The following is a 17,106-nucleotide window of genomic DNA, read 5'->3' on the forward strand; positions in this document are numbered from 1 at the left end:
CTGCCAATGACGAACGCCCGGGCCGGCTGGCACCGGGCGTCGGGCCGGCACGGCCGGCGGCTTACTTGGGCGCCGCCACCGTGACCAGCGCGGGGCGCAGCACGCGGTCGGCAATGGTGTAGCCGCGCTGGAGCACGGTCACCACGGTGTTGGGCTCCTGCTCCGCCGGCACCATCGAGATGGCCTGGTGGCGGTGCGGGTCGAACTTCTCGCCTACCGGGTTGAGTTCGACGATCTTGCCGCGCTCGAAGGCGGCGGCCAGCTGGCGCGCGGTCAGTTCCACGCCTTCGCGCAGCTTGGCGATATCGCCGGAGCCGTCGGCCAGCGCGGCCTGCAGGCTGTCCATCACCGGCAGCAGGTTGTCGGCAAAGTTCTCGATGGCGAACTTGTGCGCCTTGGCGACATCTTCCTGCGCCCGGCGGCGGATATTCTCACCTTCGGCCACGGCGCGCATGTACAGGTCGTAATGCTCGCTGGCCTTGGCTTCCAGGGCGGCCAGCTGGGCCGCCACGTCGTCCACGGCGGTAGCCGCGGTGTCGGGCGCGCCGGTCTCCGGGCTGGCGGTGGCGGTGCTGGCCACCTCATCGCCCGCAGGCGTCGCAGTCTGGTTGGATGGCGTCTGCTTCTGGTCTTCCATGTCGATCCGTATCAATGCAGTGTCGCGGCCCGCCGTGAGCTGGCCGCGGGTGGTAAATCGGCGTGTGCCCGACGCAGGTGGTGGCAGCTCGCCGCATTTCAAGAGTGGCGCCGGCGCGACGCCGAAACACACGGTTACAAAGCCCGGCCCGATGCAATCGACGCCTTATTGCTTTGCGCCAACGCCCTCACTAAGATTCCTAGTAAGAAAAATGACAAAAATGTCGAGGGCCTTGGAGATGGTTCATTTTTGTGCCGCTTCCGAAAGGTTGGCCATGCATAAGCTCCCAGTCGTGACTTTGTGCCTCGTGGCCGCATTGGCGGTCATGACCGTCTTTATCTGCCTGTCCGGCGCCTTCACCCCGCGCGATACGGAGTATGGCAGTGGCAAGGCGGTGTTCAAGCACTACATCGTTCCCTTCGTCAGCCAGGACGTCGCGCAGGAATAAGCTGCCCCACCTGGCGATCCATCGCGCGGCGGCACCGGCAACGGTGCCGCCGCGCTGCCATCTCAGCTGTTGAAGTCGTCGATGCGGCGGCGGTCACGCTTGGTCGGGCGCCCCTGGAGCTGCGCGGAGGGCTCGGGCTGCAGGCGCCGGCGCTCCGCGTCGGCGGCCCGGCGCGACTGGCTCTCGGCACTTTCCTGATACAGCGTCTGCGCCACCGGCGCCGGCCCGCGCGCCGCGGCGATGCCCTTCACTTCCAGCTCCCAGCGCTGCTGGTGTGCTTCCAGCGCAACCTTGTCGCCGGGCTTGACCTCGCGCGAGTTCTTGCACAGCTGGCCGTTCACCGTCACCTTGCCGCGCTCCACCGCTTCGGCCGCGAGCGAGCGCGTCTTGAAGAAACGCGCGCACCACAGCCATTTGTCGATGCGCTGGCGCGCATCCGCGTCGAAATCCACGTTCATGCCGCCGCTCCCCGCGCCTGCGCACGCGTGCGCCGCGCCTCCAGATCATGCGCATGCGGCGTGGCAAGCGGCCAGCCCTGCAGGTGCTGCAGCGCGATCTCCGCCATCGCCGCCACCCACGGCGCGGCATCGTTCATGCATGGAATGAAATGGAAGTCCTTGCCGCCCGCGACCTTGAACTCAGTCTGGCCTTCCATGGCGATTTCTTCCAGCGTTTCGATGCAGTCCGCCGGAAAGCCCGGGCAGAACACGTCCACGCGCCCGGCCCCGACCTTGCCCAGTTCCGCCAGCGTCGGCGCGGTATAGGGCTGCAGCCACTCGGCCTTGCCGAAGCGCGACTGGAACGTCACCTGGTACTGCCCGGGCTGCAGGCCCAGCGCCTCGCCCAGCAGGCGGCCGGTCTTCAGGCATTCGCAGTGGTAGGGATCGCCCAGCTCGAGCGTGCGCCGCGGCACGCCGTGGAACGACAGGATCAGCTTGTCGCCCTGGCCGAAATCCGGCATGCCGTGCCGGCTCCAGTAGGCGCCGACCTGCTGCTGCAGCGCCGAGATATACGCGGGATGGTCATGGAAATGCTTGACCAGCCGCAGCTCTGGCTGGTTGCGCCACTGGCCCAGCACGCGGAACACCTCGTCGAAGGCCGTGGCCGTGGTGGTGCCCGAGTATTGCGGATACATCGGCAGCACCAGCACCTGCTCGCAGCCCTGGCGGCGCAGCGCTTCCATCACCGAGGCGATCGACGGGTTGCCGTAGCGCATCGCGCACGCCACCGTCACGTCGTGGCCGTTCTGGTGCAGCAGCCGCTGCAGCGCGTGCGCCTGGCGCTCGCTGTAGACCAGCAGCGGCGAGCCCGTCATATGGGCCTCGCGCAGCCAGATCGATTCGTACTTGAGCGCCGACGCGCGCGAGCGCAGCGGCAGGATCACGCCGTACAGCAGCGGCAGCCACGCCGCGCGCGGAATCTCCACCACGCGCGGGTCGGACAGGAACTGCTTCAGGTAGCGCCCCACCGCCTTGGGCGTGGGGGCATCGGGTGTGCCCAGGTTGACCAGCAGGATCGCCGTGCGCGGCGCCTGGCCGTGCTGGTAGGCCGGTTCGGGAGAAAACGTCATGTCGCTTCCGGGTTGGCGCGATGCCGGGATGGGGCGGGCGCGGCGCACTGGCGCCGGGCCCGCGCGGCGGGAATAGAGCCGCCGGTCAGACCGGAACGCAGGACCACTAGTTCTGGCTCAGCGCGCTGGACAGCAACCGCGCGGTAATGTCGACGATCGGGATCACGCGCTCGTAGGCCATGCGCGTGGGGCCGATCACCCCCAGCGTGCCGACGATCTGCCCGTCGACCTCGTACGGCGCGGTGATGACCGCCATGTCTTCGATCGGCACCAGCTGGCTTTCGCCGCCGATGAAGATCTGCACGCCCTGCGCATGGCTGGACACGTCCAGCAGCTGCAGCAGGCTGGTCTTGTGCTCGAACACGTCGAACAGGCGCCGCAGCTTGTCCATGCTCGAGGCGAGGTCGTCGACTTCGAGCAGCTTGCGCTCGCCGCTGATGTAGACGTGGTCGTCGTCCTCGTCCTCGGCGGCACTGCCGGCCTCGACCGCGGCCTGCATCAGCTGCGACATGTCGCGGCGCAGGTCCTGCAGCTCCAGCCGCAGGTGGCTGCGCACGGTGTCGAAGCTCATGCCGGCATAGTGCGAATTGAAGAAATTGGCGGCCTCGATCAGCTGCGCCGGCGTGTAGGGGAGCTCGGTCTGGATGATGCGGTTCTGCACGTCGCCCTCGGGGCTGACGATGATCAGCAGGATGCGCTTGTCCGACAGCCGCATGAACTCGATCTGCCGGAACGCCTGCGCGCGGCGCGGCGTCATCACCACGCCGGCAAAGTGCGACAGGTTCGACAGCGTGCGCGCGGCCGCGGTGATCATGCGCTGCGGGCCCAGCTGCTGGCCGCCGAGCTGGTCCTGGATCTGCCCGGTCAGCTCGGCCAGGTCGGCGTTGCGCTCGAGCGGCTTGGCAGTCAGCATCGAGTCGACGAACAGCCGGTAGCCGCGCGGCGTCGGGATCCGGCCGGCCGACGTGTGCGGGCTGGCGATAAAGCCCATTTCCTCGAGATCGGACATCACATTGCGTATCGTCGCCGGCGACAGGTCCAGCCCCGAGTACTTGGACAGGGTGCGGGAACCGACCGGCTGGCCTTCGGCAATGTAGCGCTCGATCAGGGTCTTGAGCAGCGTTTTGGAACGTTCATCCATGATGCCCCGATTTTACGCAAGTTTTGGACCTTCTGGCGGACCGGCCGGATGGGCCGCCGGCGCCTGCTGACAACCGTCACGGCGGTATGGTCTAATCCCGGCATGTCCGCCCCAGCCAAAGCCAGCGCCGTGCGCACTCCATTCAAGACCGTCGCCCTGGTGGGCAGGTACTCCACCGCCGGCATCGAAGGGCCGCTGGAAGAAATCGCCTCCTATATCCTGCGCAACGGCCAGGATGTGGTGTTCGAGCGCGAGACCGCGCTGGCCACCGGGCTGACCGCCTACCCCGCCCTGTCCGCCGAAGAGATCGGCACGCAGGCCGACGTGGCCGTGGTGCTGGGAGGCGACGGCACGCTGCTGGGCATCGCCCGCCAGCTTGCCGGCTATGACGTGCCCCTGATCGGCGTGAACCACGGGCGCCTCGGCTTCATGACCGATATTGCGCTGGAAGACGCGCACACCGTGCTGCCCGACATGCTCGACGGCCGCTACGAGTCCGAGACCCGCCTGCTGCTGGCCTCGCGCGTGGTGCGCGACGACATGGACATCTTCTCCGCGCTGGCGCTGAACGATGTGGTGGTGAACCGCTCCGGCATCTCCGGCATGGTCGAGCTGGCGGTTTCGGTCGACGGCCACTTCATGTACAACCAGCGTTCCGACGGCCTGATCGTGTCGACCGCGACCGGCTCGACTGCCTACGCGCTGTCGGCCGGCGGCCCGATCCTGCATCCCACGCTGTCGGGCGTGGTGCTGGTGCCGATCGCCCCGCACGCGCTGTCGAACCGGCCGATCGTGCTGCCGCACGACGCCGAGGTCACCATCGAGGTGGCCAGCGCGCGCGACGCCAGCGTCAACTTCGACATGCAGTCGCTGACCTCGCTGCTGCCGGGCGACCGCATCGTGGTACGGCGCTCGCAGAAGACCATCAACCTGCTGCACCCGGTGGGCTACAACTATTACGCCACGCTGCGCAAGAAGCTGCACTGGCACGAATACCCGTCCGAAGACAACCGCCTCTGAGCGCTTTCCAGTCGCCCCTCAGCCCGAGCCCGAGCCTTCATCGGACCGACCACCTTTCCCGCCACGATGCTGCGCAGCCTGTCCATCCGTGATTTCGTCATCGTCGACACCCTCGACCTGGACTTCGCCTCCGGCTTTACCGTGTTCACCGGCGAGACCGGGGCCGGCAAGTCGATCCTGATCGACGCCCTGGCGCTGGTGCTGGGCGAGCGCGCCGATGCCGGCGTGGTGCGCGAAGGCGCGCCGCGCGCCAGCGTCAGCGCCATCTTTTCGACCCATGCCGCGCTCGATGCGTGGCTGGCCGAGCGCGAGCTCAACAGCGAAGAAGACGGCGGCGTGCCGACCGTGCTGCTGCGTCGCACCGTCGATGCCGGCGGCCGCAGCAAGGCCTTTATCAACGGCGCCGCCGCCACCCTGGCGCAGTTGCGCGAAGTCGGCGACCAGCTGGTGGACATCCATGGCCAGCATGCGCACCAGCAACTGCTGCGCCCGGATGCGCAGCGGCTGCTGTTCGACGCCCACGCCGGCCTGACCCAGCAGGCCGCCGCGGTGGCCGAGGCCTGGCGTGCCTGGCGTGCCTGCGTGCGCCAGCGCGAAGCGGTCGAGCACCAGTCGCGCGAGATGCAGCTCGAGCGCGAGCGGCTCGAATGGCAGGTGGGGGAACTGGACAAGCTCAACCCGCAGCCGGGCGAATGGGACGAGATCCAGTCGGAGTACAACCGGCTCTCGCACGCCGCCGGCCTGATCGACGGCAGCCGCGCCGCGCTCGATGCGCTGTCCGAGGCCGACGGCTCGGTGCTGTCGGCGCTCAACGGCATCGTGCACCGGCTGCAGCAGCTGGCCGATGTCGATCCCGCGCTACGCGACGTGCTGGCCGCGCTCGAGCCGGCGCAGGTGCAGGCCGAGGAAGCCGCGCATTCGCTGACGCGCTATGTCGACCGGCTCGAGCTCGATCCCGAGCGGCTGCAGGTGGTGGAAGAGCGCATGCAGGCGCTGCACGCCACCGCGCGCAAGTATCGCCTGCCGCCCGAGCAGCTCGCCGATGAGCTGGTCGCGCGCCGCCAGCAGCTCGACGACCTGCAGGCCGCGCAGGACCTGAACAAGGTGATGGCGCGCGAGGCCGCCGCCAAGGCCGCCTACCTGACGCTGGCGCAGCATCTCAGCCACGCCCGCAAGCAAGCCGCGCAGGCGCTGTCCGGCGCGGTCACCGACGCCATGCAGGGCCTGTCGATGGCCGGCGGCAGCTTCGTCGCGGCGCTCAATGCGCTCGACGAAGGCCAGAGCTACGGCCTCGAGCAGGTCGAGTTCCTGGTGGCGGGCCACGCCGGCGTCAGCGCGCGGCCGCTGGCCCGGGTGGCCTCCGGCGGCGAACTCGCGCGCATCAGCCTGGCGATCTCGGTGATCACCAGCGAAGCCTCGCCCACGCCCACGCTGATCTTCGACGAGGTCGACACCGGCATCGGCGGCGCGGTCGCCGAGGTGGTGGGCCGGCGCCTGCAGGAACTCGGCCGCGCGCGCCAGGTGCTGTGCGTGACCCACCTGCCGCAAGTGGCGGCGCAGGCCGGCACCCACCTGCTGGTCAGCAAGGAAACCACGGCCGAGGCCGATGCTTCGGTGACGCGGTCGCGCATCCGCGTGCTCGACCCGGCCGGACGCGTGGTCGAGACCGCGCGCATGCTGGGCGGCGCCACCGTCACCGCCACGACGTTGCAACATGCCGAGGAGATGCTGGCGCAGGGCATGGCCGACAGCGGCGCCGGCCAGCCCGCGCGCGCGGGCAAGCGCGGCCGCCGCGTCGCCGCCGGCTAAGGCCAAGTAAGGCTAAGGCCAACGCTCGCGCCACCTTGTGCGGCCTTGCGTGGCATCGTGCCAATTTATCAATCGACAGGAGCTTCCCCATGACCCGCTCAGCGCCGCCCATCGGCCACCGCCCGCGCGCCTCGCTGCGCGCGGTGCTGGCCATTGCCACCGCCGCCTCGGCCGCACTGCTGGCGCTGTCCGCCTGCCAGGCCCAGCCCAAGGCTTCGGCGCCGCCGCCGGGCAGCATCAGCGATGACCGTGCGCTTGGCGACATCATGGTCCGCTTCAAGCCGCCCGCGGTGGACCTGTCCGAAGACGCCGGCAAGCTGCTGGCCGAGATCAAGGGCCCGATCCGCTACGTGGTCAAGCGGCCGATGTCGGGTGGGGTCTGGCTGGTCACGGCGATCTCGCCGTCGGCGGATGCCACCCTCGACCAGGCCGTCGACACGCTGCGCGCCACGCCGCGCATCGAGACCGCCGAACCGGACCGGCTGCTCAAGCCCAGCCGCAATATTCCAACCAGCCGCGACATGCCACCGCGCTAAGGCTGGAAATCTGTACGGAATGCCGCACTAACGAACGGGGACAAGACCAAAAACCGCCCTTGCACAACCCGGCTGGATCGTATTCGCTACATAACATGCCCACGCGCCGGCCCCGGCCCGCGCGCTACGCCCCAGGGAGGAGGAAATCCATGCCGCAATCCGCGCTGTCCGTGTTCTGCCGCAACTTCGCGGCCCGCCGCTGGCGGGCCATCGCCATGGCCGCTGCCGCTGCCTGCGGCGCGGTCCCGACCGGCACGGCACTCGCAGCCGGCGCGCAGTCCGCACCGGCCTATACCGGCCACGTCATCGTGCGCTGGCGCGACGGCACCACCGCGGTCGATGGCAACGGCGCCGTCAAGTCGCCGGCTGCCGCCGAAGCCCTCAAGCAGCTGAGCGAGCGCACCGGCATCGCCGTCTCGGCACGCCGCGCCATGGGCGGCAACCTGCAGTTGCTGCAACTCCCCGACGCCTTCGCCGCCGACCCCGAAGCGGCGGCGGCACGGCTGCGCCAGGACCCGCGCGTGGCCGACGCCGTGCCCGACCGCTGGCTGCGGCTGCACGACACCCTGCCCGACGATCCCGAGTTCCAGGTCAACCAGCCGTACCTGAAGGGCACCGGCACCGCCGTGGGTGGGGTCAACCTGCCGCGCGCGTGGGACCGCACCGGCGGCAGCAGCGGCATGGTGGTGGCGGTGGTGGACACCGGCATCCTGCCCCATCCCGATCTGCAGGGCCGGCTGCTGTCCGGCTTCGACTTCATCAGCACCACCACGGTCTCCAATGACGGCGACGGCCGCGACGGCGATCCGACCGATGCCGGCGACAACCTGCCGGCCGGCTTCACTTGCCCGGGCAGCAGCACGCCCACGCCCGAACAGACCAACAACAGCTGGCACGGCACGCGCGTGGCCGGCGTGCTGGGGGCGCTGACCAATAACTCGCGCGATATCGCGGGCGTCGACTGGAATGCGCGCATCCTGCCGGTGCGGGTCTCGGGACGCTGCGGCGCGCTGCTGTCCGACACCGTCGACGGCATGCGCTGGGCCGGCGGCCTGCCGGTGCCGAACGTGCCGGACAACCCTAATCCGGCGCGCGTGGTCAATATCAGCCTGGGCGGCGGCACCTGCAGCGGCATCGAACAGCAGGCCGTCAACGACCTGAATGCGCGCGGCGTGGTGGTGGTGGCCGCGGCCGGCAACAACCGCGGCGCGGTCGAGGCGCCGGCCGACTGCAGCGGCGTGATCGCGGTTACCGCGCACGCCAACGGCGGCGAGAACGCCAGCTATGCCAACGTTGGCCCGCAGGTGGCGATCAGCGCGCCGGGCGGGGGCTGCGGCAACTCGCAGGTGGTCGACGGCCGCTGCACGGTCACGCCTTCGGTGATCCGCACGCTCAGCAACGACGGCAAGACGGCGCTGGGCAACTACGTGGTGGCGTCGTCGGCGGGAACCAGTTTCGCCGCGCCGATGGTCTCGGGCGTGGTGTCGATGATGTTCACGCTCAACGGCTCGCTGACACCGGCGCAGGTCACCGCGGCGCTGAAGAGTTCGGCGCGCCCGCATCCCTCCGGCACCTTCTGCACCACCAATCCGGGTGTGTGCGGCGCGGGCCTGCTCGATGCCGACGGCGCGCTGCTGGCCGCGCTGGGCATGCCGCCGGCGCAGGCCGCGCCGGCACCGGCCGCGGATGGCGGCGGTGGCGGCGGCGCGGTGCCGCTGTGGAGCGGGCTGCTGCTCGCCCTGGCGGGACTGAGCGGCTTCGCGCTGCGCCGCCGCGGCTAGCGGCAGCGGTGGCGCTCAGGCGGCGGCGCCGTTATCGCGCGGCGGCCGCCGCGCCAGCCACCACTCCTGTAAGACCCAGCACAGCAGGCCGGCCACGGCGCCGGCCGCATGCGCCACGCGCACCACGCCGAAGCCCCACGCCGGATCGAACACCACCGGCGCCAGCCACGATTGTTCCACCCAGATCTTGGCCAGCACGCCCAGGCACAGCAGCACGCCGGTGATGCGCGCCAGTCCCGGCGCGCGCAGCAGCCCCAGCGCGCCCCACAGCGCCAGCCCGTGCAACGCGCCCGAGAGCCCGCCGTACCAGGCAATCGCCGGCACGCGCAGCAGCGCCAGCTGCACCGCGATGCCGCACGCCACCAGCACCAGCAGCAGGCTGCGCACCCGCGCCACGCGCGCGCAGATCGCCAGCACGCCGGTGGCGGCGAGCATGTCGGCCAGCCAGTGATGGCCGTCCAGGTGCACCCACATCGCCGTGGCCAGGCGCCACCACTGCCCGTCCACCCGCACCGCATCGCGCAGGTACAGGCCATGAGCGTGCCACCACGGCAGGAAGGTGAACGCCGCCGACAGCGCCCATACCAGCGCCACCGCTGCCAGCAGCCCCGGCCACGATGCGCCGGCGGGTGCCGGCCGCCCCGCGGCGTCAGTCCTCACCGAACACGGCCTGCCACAGCGTGCCCACCGCCGCGGTCTGCGCGGCCATCGATGCCGGCGCCACGCGCGCATGGACCTGGCCGTCGAGGCGCAGCTGGTGCTGGCGCGCGCGGAACAGCCGGTAGGCGTCGCCCACCGCCAGCGCCAGCGCGGCATCGATCAGGCCCAGCTCGCCGGCCTCGCGCAGCAGCGCGATATTGCCGGCGTTGCGCGTCAGCTGCGGATGGGCGCGGCTGTGCAGCAGCACCAGGTACTGCACCGTGAATTCGATATCGACCATGCCGCCGCGATCGTGCTTCAGGTCGAACAGCTCGGTGGGATTGGGATGGCCTTCGGCCACCTTGCGGCGCATCTGCGCGATCTCGCCGCGCAGCGCCGCGGCGTCGCGCTCCTGGCACAGCACCTCGCAGCGCAGCGCCTCGAAGCGCGCGCCGATGGCGGCGTCGCCGGCGCAGAAGCGCGCGCGCGTGAGCGCCTGGTGTTCCCAGACCCAGGCGGTGTTGTCGCCCTCGCGCAGCTGGTAGCGGCGGAACGCGTCGAAGCTGGTCACCAGCAGGCCGGCCGCGCCATTGGGGCGCAGCCGCGTGTCGACGTCGAACAGCGCGCCGGCCGCGGTATGGCTGGTGAGCCAGGTGATCAGGCGGCGCGCATAGGCGGCATAGACCTCGGGCGCACGCTCGTGCTCGTCGTCGTACAGGAAGATGATGTCCAGGTCGGAGGCATAGCCCAGTTCCTTGCCGCCCAGCCGGCCATAGGCGATCACGGCGAAGCGCGGCGCCTCGCGGTGGCGCGTGGCGAGCTGGCGCCACACCGTTTCCAGCGTCGCGTCGAGCATGGCATCGGCCAGGTCCGACAGGCGGTCGGCCACCTGCTCCACCGTCAGCATGCCCTGCAGGTCCTGCAGCAGCACGCGGAAGGTCTCGGCATGGTGCTCGCGGCGCAGGATGTCCATCTGCTGCTCGACTTGGCCCTCCGCGGCCAGCAGCCGTTCATGCAGGCGCTTGCGGAACGCGGCCCAGTCGGGCGCGCCGGCCAGCGCGTCGCTGTCGAGCAACTCGTCGAGCAGTTGCGGATGGCGCGTCAGGTAGGCCGCGGCCCAGCGCGAGGCATGCAGCGTCTGCGCGACGCGGTCCATCGCCTGCGGGTATTCGGACAGCAGCGACAGGTAGGAGGCGCGCCGGCTGATCGCCTCGAGGAAGTCGATAAAGCGTCCGATGGTGCTATCGGGATCGTCCTGGCGCGCGGCCAGGTCGAGCGCGCGGTTGACCAGCTGGTCGAAGCGCGCGCGGCTGGCTTCGGACAGCGCGCGATAGCGCAGCGACGCGGCGATCGCGCGCAGCCGGTCCAGCAGCGCGTTGCAGTCGGTAAAGCCGGCCGCCTGCAGCCGCTGGCACGGCACCGCGCTGTCGCCTTCAGCGTGCGACGGGTCCTGGGCGTTGTCCTGCGCGCGCGCGGCGCTGTCGTGGATGACGATGTCCGGCCACAGGGCCTCGCACGGGCCGGCATCCGGGTCGGAGAAGGTGGCTTCGAACTGCTGCGCGACCGGTTCCTGCAGCTCGGCAAGCCGCGCCAGCAAGGCCGGCCAGTCGCTGCAGCCCATCATCTGCGCCACGGCGTGCTGCTCGTCCGGTGAAGTCGGCAGGTGGTGGGTCTGGGCGTCGTCGCGGTATTGCAGGCGATGTTCGAGCTGGCGCAGGAAGCGGTAGGCATCGCCCAGCTGGCCGGCCTGGCCGGGGGGCAGCAGGCCACGCTCGACCGCCACCGCCAGCACCTCCAGCGTCGGCCGGATGCGCAGCGCGGGGTCCTGGCCGCCGCGGATCAGCTGGAACACCTGCGCCATGAATTCGATCTCGCGGATGCCGCCGCGTCCCAGCTTGATATTGAACGAGCGCTGGTTGACCCCGTGCCCGGGCAGGCCGCCGCTGCGCTTGGCGGCCTCGCTGCGGATCTGCGCATGCAGCGAGCGGATCGCCGCGATCACGCCGTAGTCAAGGTAGCGCCGGAACACGAACGGCGAAGTCAGCCGCGTCAGCAGGCCAGCGGTGCGCTGCGCATGGGGCGACCCGAGCGCCGACACCACGCGGCCCTTGATCCAGGCATAGCGCTCCCACTCGCGGCCCTGCACCACCAGGTATTCCTCCAGCATGCCCAGGCTGCAGGCCAGCGGACCGGCATCGCCATTGGGACGCAGCCGCATGTCGACACGGAACACGTAGCCGTCGGCGGTCACGTCGGCGAGCAGGTTGATCAGCCGGCGGCCCAGGCGGATGAAGTACTCGTGGTTGGACAGGCTGCGCGGGCCGCCCTGGGTCTCGCCGTCCTCGTCGTAGAGGAAGATCAGGTCGATATCGGACGAAACATTGAGTTCGCGCCCCCCCAGCTTGCCCATGCCCACCACCACCAGCTCCTGCACCTCGCCGCTGTGGGCGCCGACCGGGCGGCCGAAGGTGGCGGCAAGATCGTCGCCCAGCACCGCCAGGCCGTGCTGGATCGCCAGTTCGGCCAGGTCGGTCATGGCGCCGGTAACCTCGCCCAGCGTCGCCAGGCCGCGCAGGTCGCGCTCGATCACCGCGCACATGACCTCGGCACGCAACCGGCGCAGCGCGCGCTTGGCGGCATCTTCGGTGTCGGCCGAGGGCGCATGCAGCGCCTGCAGCCGTGCTTCCATCCAGGCGCGCGTGAGCGGCTGCGCCACCGCGGCGGCGAGGATCTCGGGCAGGTCCGGGCGGGCCTGCAGCACGCGCCGGGCGTAGTGCGAGTACGCGGCCGAGTACAATACGTCGCCGCCTGCCCGGGGGCCTTCGCCGTCCGGCCGCAGCGCCTGCGCCGCGGTGACGGCAAAGGCGCCGGCAGCCATGGTGCCGGGGCCCTGCCCCGGTGCGACGGACGCCGCGTGGGCGGGTTCCGGTGTGGCGCGCGCGCCATGTTGGTCAGCAGCGGCGCCAGCGGCGGAACTCGTCGGATCAGAGGCAGTCATTCCAGTATTTGAAATGCAAGCAAGGTGCGAAAGGTGCGGCCAGGGGTACCCCGCTGCGGCGCCCCGCCGCTCGCGCCGCGGACGCGCCAGCGCTGCTGCGGTGCGCGCAGCTTGCGCATTTCTTGTTTTAGCCGGCCGGGCACCAGATTGGAGAGCGGCTAGTATTGTCGGATAATCTGCGCATGTCCAGCCGCGCCCCACAACCCGCTGACGGTTCTCCCCCCAATGGCGGCGCGGGCGGGCACGAGGCCGCCACCACGCTGCCCGTTGCGCCCACCGGTTCCCTTGGCATCGACACCCCTGACGCCCCCCGCCGGAGCTCCGCGTGGGCGCGCGCCGGGGCGCTGGGCCGGACCGCTGCCCGCGCCGCCGCGGCGGCCGTGCGCCATCAGTTCTGGCGCGGCCTGGGGCGCGCGCTGGTGCGCGTGGCCCTGGCGCTGGCCGTGCTGGCGCTGGCGGCAGGGCTGCTGATCCGCTTCGTGTTGTGGCCGCAGGCCTCCGCCGCGCGCGAGTGGCTGGAACAGCGCGGCTCGCAGGCGCTGTCGGCCCAGGTCAGCATCGGCTCGCTCGATACCTATTGGGACGGCTGGCACCCCGCCTTCCGCGCGCGCGGCCTGAGCGCGGTGGACGGCCAGCAGCGCGCGCTGCTGTCGGCGGCCACGCTCGACGGCAAGCTGGCGTGGCGTTCGCTGATCAGCATGAACCTGCAGTTCGTGAGCCTGAGCGCCAGCGGCACCGACATCCTGGTGCGCCGCACCGCCGAGGGGCGGCTGCTGGTCGCCGGCATGGTGGTCGATGCCACCGGCGGCCAGCAGGACGACGATCGCTTCCTGGGCTGGCTGATGTCGCAGGGGCGCGTGGCGCTGTCCGACGGCAAGCTGCGCTGGCTCGACGAAAAGGCGCGCCTGCCCCGGCTCGACATCGGCGAGATCCGCCTCGACACCCGCCGCGACGGCGCGCGCCACACCTTCCACCTGGAAGCGCGCTCGCCGGCACTGGGTCCGCGCCCGCTCGAGGTGCGCTCGGCCTTCCGCGACGACTACCTGCACAGCGCCGGCAACTGGCGCCACTGGACCGGCCAGGCCACCTGGGACCTGGGCCAGTTGCAGCTGCCGGTGCTGCAGCGCTACCTGGCGATGTTCGAGCGTGTCGCCAGCGGCACCTTCAGCACCGACGGCAGCATCGAATTCCGCCAGGGGCGCATCGTGCGCAGCCAGACCCGGCTGCGCGCCAGCGGTGTCGACCTGCAACTGGCCGGCGCCGCCGCGCCGCTGCGGCTGGCCAATGCGCAGGCCCTGCTGCTGCACCGCACCGAGCGCGACGGCAGCAACCTGCTGACCGTCGACACGCTGCTGTGGCAGCCGCTGCAGGCCCAGCAGCCGGCGGTGCCCGCCGACAGCCACGCACCCGCGGTGGCCGACGGCAGCTGGCGCGAAGGCATGCGCAAGGTCGCCATCGGCTGGGCCCGGGCCAAGGACGGCACCCTGAACAAGTTCTCGCTGAAGGCGCCCTCGCTGGACCTGAACACGGTGCGCGCGCTGGCCACCTCGATGCCGATCGACACCGCGGTGCTGCGCCAGTTGCGCGCGCTGCAGCCGGCCGGCCACCTCGACAACCTCAACGTCAGCTGGACCCGCGCGCGCGCCGGCATGCTCGAGCGCGGCGGCGGCAAGCCCCACTACAGCATCCAGGGCACGCTGCGCGATGTCTCCGTCAACGGCCAGCCCGCGGTGCCGGCGCTCGACGCCGCGGGGCATCCGCGCCTGGGCACGCCGGGCTTCTCGCACCTGTCCGGCACCTTCTCGCTCGACGACCAGCAGGGCAGCGCGCGCTTCGAGGGCAACGACGCGGCGCTGGTGCTGCCGGGGCTGTTCGAAGACCCGCGCTTGCCGTTCGACCAGATCGCCGGCGACGTGCGCTGGCAGCAGCGCGACGGCAAGCTCGCGGTGACGCTGGACGGCGTGCGCTTTGCCAATGCCGACGCCGCCGGCTCGGTGCGCGGCACCTGGCGCGAAGGCGGCGATGGCGTCTCGGGCATCGCCGACCTCGCCGGCGAGATGACGCGCGCCAGGGTGGCGCGCGTGCCGCGCTACCTGCCGCTGAGCATTCCCGCCGCGACCCGCCACTACCTTTCCGGCGCGCTCACCGGCGGCGAGGCCGCCGGGGTCAGCTTCGTGCTGCGCGGCGACCTCGCGCACTTCCCGTTCCAGGCGCCGCACGAGAAGGCGGGCGAATTCCGCGTCGAGGTACCGATCGAACACGTCAGCTACCAGATCGCGCCGCACGACGCCGGCCACGAGCCGGCCCACGGCGCCGCCGGTACATCGTCGTGGCCGGTGTTCACCGATATCGCCGGGCGCGTGGTGTTCGACCGCGGCGGCATGACCTTCCTGGCACGCCGCGCCACGGTGCAGGACATTGCCGGCGTCACGCTGCAGGATGTCAGCGGCCGCATCGACGACCTGAGCCCGCGCGGCAAGCTCGCCATCGACGGCAGCGCCACCGGGCCGGTGCAAGGCTTCGTGCGCTACATCAACGCCTCGCCGGTGCGCGAGTGGACCGGGCACGTGGCCGACGCGGCCCGGGCCGGCGGCAACGGCGAGCTCAAGCTCAAGCTCGAGATGCCGCTCGAGCACGCCGACGCGGCCAAGGTCGATGGCCGCTTCCGCTTTCCCGGCAACGATGTCGTGCTCAGCCCGCAGCTGCCGCCGCTGGGCAATGCCAGCGGCGTCATCACCTTCAACGAGCGTGGCTTCGGGCTGGAGAACCTGCGCGCCCGCTTTCTTGGCGGCGAGCTGCGCCTTGCCGGCGGCACGCAGCCGGACGGCGCCACGCGCGTGAGCGCGACTGGGCAGGCCTCGGCCGCCGGGCTGCGCGAGGCCGCGGCGGGCACGGCGCTGGCGCCGCTGGCGGCGCGGATGGAAGGCAGCACCGGCTACAGCGCCGTGATCGGCGTGCGCGAGCGGCAGTTGCAGGTTCAGCTGCACTCTGATCTCAACGGCATGGCGCTGCAACTGCCGGCGCCTTTGGCCAAGGCCGCCGCGCCGTCATTGCCGCTGCGCGTGGAGTTGCGCCCGGCCGCGCCTGCGGCCAATGCCGCGCGTGCCGCCACCGACGAACTGGCGCTGCAGCTGGGCAATGTGCTCAACGCGCGCTACCTGCTGCGCCGCGATGGCAGTGGTAGCGGCAGCAGCGGCTTCGAAGTGCTGGCGGGCGGCATCGGCGTGCAGCAGGCGGCGCCGCTGCCGGCTGCCGGCGTCAGCGCCGCGGCCACCTTCGACCAGCTCGATATCGATGCCTGGCGCGCGGCCTTTGCCGGGGGCGGCGCCGGTGCGGGCGCCAGCGAGTCGCCCTCGCCGTTCCTGCCCAACCGCATCGCGCTGCGCGCGCGCACGCTGCATGGCATGGGCCGCACGCTGGACGAGGTCGCGCTCGACGCCAGCCGCGAAGCCGATGGCTGGAACGCCAGGGTCGACTCGCGCCAGATCGCCGGCGCGGCGCAGTGGCGCCCGGGCGCGACGCCTGCCGCCGGTTCGCTGCGCTTGCGCCTGGCGCGCCTGAACGTGCCCGATGCCAATGACGAGCACAACGTGGTCGATGCGCTGGCCAGCAGCATCGACACCTTGCCCGCGATCGACCTGGTCGCCGACCAGTTCATGCTGCGCGGCCACGACTTCGGCAAGCTCGAGGTCAAGGCGCATACCGACACCGGTGCCGGCGGCACCGATCCGGTCTGGACCCTGGACAAGCTGCAGATCGAACAGCCCGGCGCCACCCTGACCGGCAACGGCAGCTGGCGCGTGCCGCGCCGCCTGCGCGCCGACGCCAGCGCCGAGCGCCGCACGCTGCTGTCGTTCGCCATCGACGTGCGCGATGCCGGCGCGACGCTGGACCGGCTGGGGCTGCCGCATACCCTCAGCGACGGCAAGGGCAAGCTCGAGGGCCGCGTGGCGTGGCGCGGCTCGCCGCTGTCGATCGACTACCCCACGCTGACCGGCAAGCTGTCGCTGGACCTGGAGAACGGCCAGATCCTCAGCGTCGATCCGGGCGCGGCGCGCCTGCTCGGCGTGCTCAGCCTGCAGGGCCTGCTGCGCTTTGCCACGCTGGACTTCCGCACGCTCTCGGGGCGCGGGCTGCTGTTCGACCGCATCACCGGCACCGGCACCATCGAGAACGGCGTCGGCACGATCCAGGACTTCCGGCTGCGCAGCCCGCAGATCATCGCCAGCATGAGCGGCACCGCCAACCTGCTGCGCGAGACCCAGGACCTGCAGGTCGAGGTGGTGCCGCGCATCAACGCCACCACCACGTCGATCGCGGCCGCCTTTATCAACCCGGCACTGGGCATCGGCACGCTCGCCGCGCAACTGCTGTTCGCCGACGAGTTCTCCAAGATGTTCACCCAGCACTACCGCATCTCGGGCAGCTGGGCCAACCCACAGGTCGGCAAAGTGGAGGACAATAAGGCGCAAGGCCCAACCTTCCAGAACCGCGCGGACCCGGCCTTCCCGCGCTAGAAGAAGATGC

At 71.1% G+C, this 17,106-nt stretch carries 12 protein-coding genes; 6 read left to right on the plus strand and 6 right to left on the minus strand.

Annotated features, from left to right (window positions below; translation table 11 throughout):
* Window positions 1-61 precede the first annotated feature (61 nt).
* Complete coding sequence (gene grpE, locus GA0116996_RS16780; RefSeq protein WP_092313917.1) at window positions 62-637, minus strand: nucleotide exchange factor GrpE; 576 nt, start codon at window positions 635-637, stop codon at window positions 62-64.
* Window positions 638-962: 325 nt separating this feature from the next.
* Between grpE and GA0116996_RS28555 the strand changes: the two genes are divergently transcribed.
* On the plus strand, window positions 963-1,085 hold the full coding sequence (locus GA0116996_RS28555) for a hypothetical protein (protein WP_260153857.1): 123 nt from the start codon (window positions 963-965) through the stop codon (window positions 1,083-1,085).
* 62 nt (window positions 1,086-1,147) lie between these two features.
* On the opposite strand, the gene GA0116996_RS16790 is transcribed toward GA0116996_RS28555, so the two are convergent.
* From GA0116996_RS16790 to hrcA, 3 genes are all read right to left on the minus strand, one after another.
* The gene (locus GA0116996_RS16790; RefSeq protein ID WP_092313921.1) at window positions 1,148-1,543 is read right to left on the minus strand and encodes an RNA-binding S4 domain-containing protein; all 396 of its coding nucleotides are present in this window, start codon (window positions 1,541-1,543) and stop codon (window positions 1,148-1,150) included.
* A complete protein-coding gene (gene hemH, locus GA0116996_RS16795) occupies window positions 1,540-2,655 on the minus strand; it encodes a ferrochelatase (protein WP_092313923.1) in 1,116 nt (371 codons plus the stop codon). Before hemH ends, GA0116996_RS16790 begins: the two co-directional genes overlap by 4 nt.
* Before the next feature lie 106 nt (window positions 2,656-2,761).
* Entirely contained in the window at window positions 2,762-3,796 is a 1,035-nt protein-coding gene (gene hrcA, locus GA0116996_RS16800; RefSeq protein ID WP_018006939.1) for a heat-inducible transcriptional repressor HrcA, read from the minus strand.
* 102 nt (window positions 3,797-3,898) lie between these two features.
* Here hrcA and GA0116996_RS16805 point away from each other — a divergent pair, with 102 nt between their 5' ends.
* The 4 genes from GA0116996_RS16805 to mprA all read left to right on the plus strand — a co-directional run bounded on the left by GA0116996_RS16805 (window position 3,899) and on the right by mprA (window position 8,942).
* Window positions 3,899-4,816, plus strand: a complete 918-nt coding sequence (locus GA0116996_RS16805) for an NAD kinase (protein ID WP_018006940.1) — start codon at window positions 3,899-3,901, stop codon at window positions 4,814-4,816.
* Between the two features lie 66 nt (window positions 4,817-4,882).
* Entirely contained in the window at window positions 4,883-6,625 is a 1,743-nt protein-coding gene (gene recN / locus GA0116996_RS16810; RefSeq protein ID WP_092313925.1) for a DNA repair protein RecN, read from the plus strand.
* 89 nt (window positions 6,626-6,714) lie between these two features.
* The gene (locus GA0116996_RS16815; RefSeq protein WP_092313927.1) at window positions 6,715-7,161 is read left to right on the plus strand and encodes a hypothetical protein; all 447 of its coding nucleotides are present in this window, start codon (window positions 6,715-6,717) and stop codon (window positions 7,159-7,161) included.
* Window positions 7,162-7,310: 149 nt separating this feature from the next.
* Window positions 7,311-8,942, plus strand: coding sequence for an MprA protease, GlyGly-CTERM protein-sorting domain-containing form (gene mprA, locus GA0116996_RS16820; protein WP_092313929.1), 1,632 nt, complete (start codon window positions 7,311-7,313; stop codon window positions 8,940-8,942).
* A gap of 15 nt (window positions 8,943-8,957) precedes the next feature.
* On the opposite strand, the gene rrtA is transcribed toward mprA, so the two are convergent.
* On the minus strand, window positions 8,958-9,602 hold the full coding sequence (rrtA, locus tag GA0116996_RS16825) for a rhombosortase (protein ID WP_092313931.1): 645 nt from the start codon (window positions 9,600-9,602) through the stop codon (window positions 8,958-8,960).
* A complete protein-coding gene (gene glnE, locus GA0116996_RS16830; protein ID WP_375790487.1) occupies window positions 9,592-12,459 on the minus strand; it encodes a bifunctional [glutamate--ammonia ligase]-adenylyl-L-tyrosine phosphorylase/[glutamate--ammonia-ligase] adenylyltransferase in 2,868 nt (955 codons plus the stop codon). The genes rrtA and glnE overlap by 11 nt, the downstream gene beginning before the upstream one ends.
* A gap of 302 nt (window positions 12,460-12,761) precedes the next feature.
* Here glnE and GA0116996_RS16835 point away from each other — a divergent pair, with 302 nt between their 5' ends.
* Window positions 12,762-17,096, plus strand: coding sequence for a YhdP family protein (locus GA0116996_RS16835; RefSeq protein ID WP_208601253.1), 4,335 nt, complete (start codon window positions 12,762-12,764; stop codon window positions 17,094-17,096).
* Window positions 17,097-17,106: the final 10 nt, after the last annotated feature.

This window comes from Cupriavidus alkaliphilus (assembly GCF_900094595.1).
In the GTDB taxonomy this organism is placed as follows: Bacteria; Pseudomonadota; Gammaproteobacteria; order Burkholderiales; family Burkholderiaceae; genus Cupriavidus; species Cupriavidus alkaliphilus.

What these genes read in the sequence shown, in the direction of transcription:
- mprA (WP_092313929.1), top strand. Translation starts at nt 7,311, where the DNA reads ATGCCGCAATCCGCGCTGTCCGTGTTCTGCCGCAACTTCGCGGCCCGC.
- GA0116996_RS16790 (WP_092313921.1), bottom strand. Translation starts at nt 1,543, where the DNA reads ATGAACGTGGATTTCGACGCGGATGCGCGCCAGCGCATCGACAAATGG.
- GA0116996_RS16805 (WP_018006940.1), top strand. Translation starts at nt 3,899, where the DNA reads ATGTCCGCCCCAGCCAAAGCCAGCGCCGTGCGCACTCCATTCAAGACC.
- grpE (WP_092313917.1), bottom strand. Translation starts at nt 637, where the DNA reads ATGGAAGACCAGAAGCAGACGCCATCCAACCAGACTGCGACGCCTGCG.
- hemH (WP_092313923.1), bottom strand. Translation starts at nt 2,655, where the DNA reads ATGACGTTTTCTCCCGAACCGGCCTACCAGCACGGCCAGGCGCCGCGC.
- glnE (WP_375790487.1), bottom strand. Translation starts at nt 12,459, where the DNA reads ATGGCTGCCGGCGCCTTTGCCGTCACCGCGGCGCAGGCGCTGCGGCCG.
- hrcA (WP_018006939.1), bottom strand. Translation starts at nt 3,796, where the DNA reads ATGGATGAACGTTCCAAAACGCTGCTCAAGACCCTGATCGAGCGCTAC.
- recN (WP_092313925.1), top strand. Translation starts at nt 4,883, where the DNA reads ATGCTGCGCAGCCTGTCCATCCGTGATTTCGTCATCGTCGACACCCTC.
- GA0116996_RS28555 (WP_260153857.1), top strand. Translation starts at nt 963, where the DNA reads ATGACCGTCTTTATCTGCCTGTCCGGCGCCTTCACCCCGCGCGATACG.
- GA0116996_RS16835 (WP_208601253.1), top strand. Translation starts at nt 12,762, where the DNA reads ATGTCCAGCCGCGCCCCACAACCCGCTGACGGTTCTCCCCCCAATGGC.
- GA0116996_RS16815 (WP_092313927.1), top strand. Translation starts at nt 6,715, where the DNA reads ATGACCCGCTCAGCGCCGCCCATCGGCCACCGCCCGCGCGCCTCGCTG.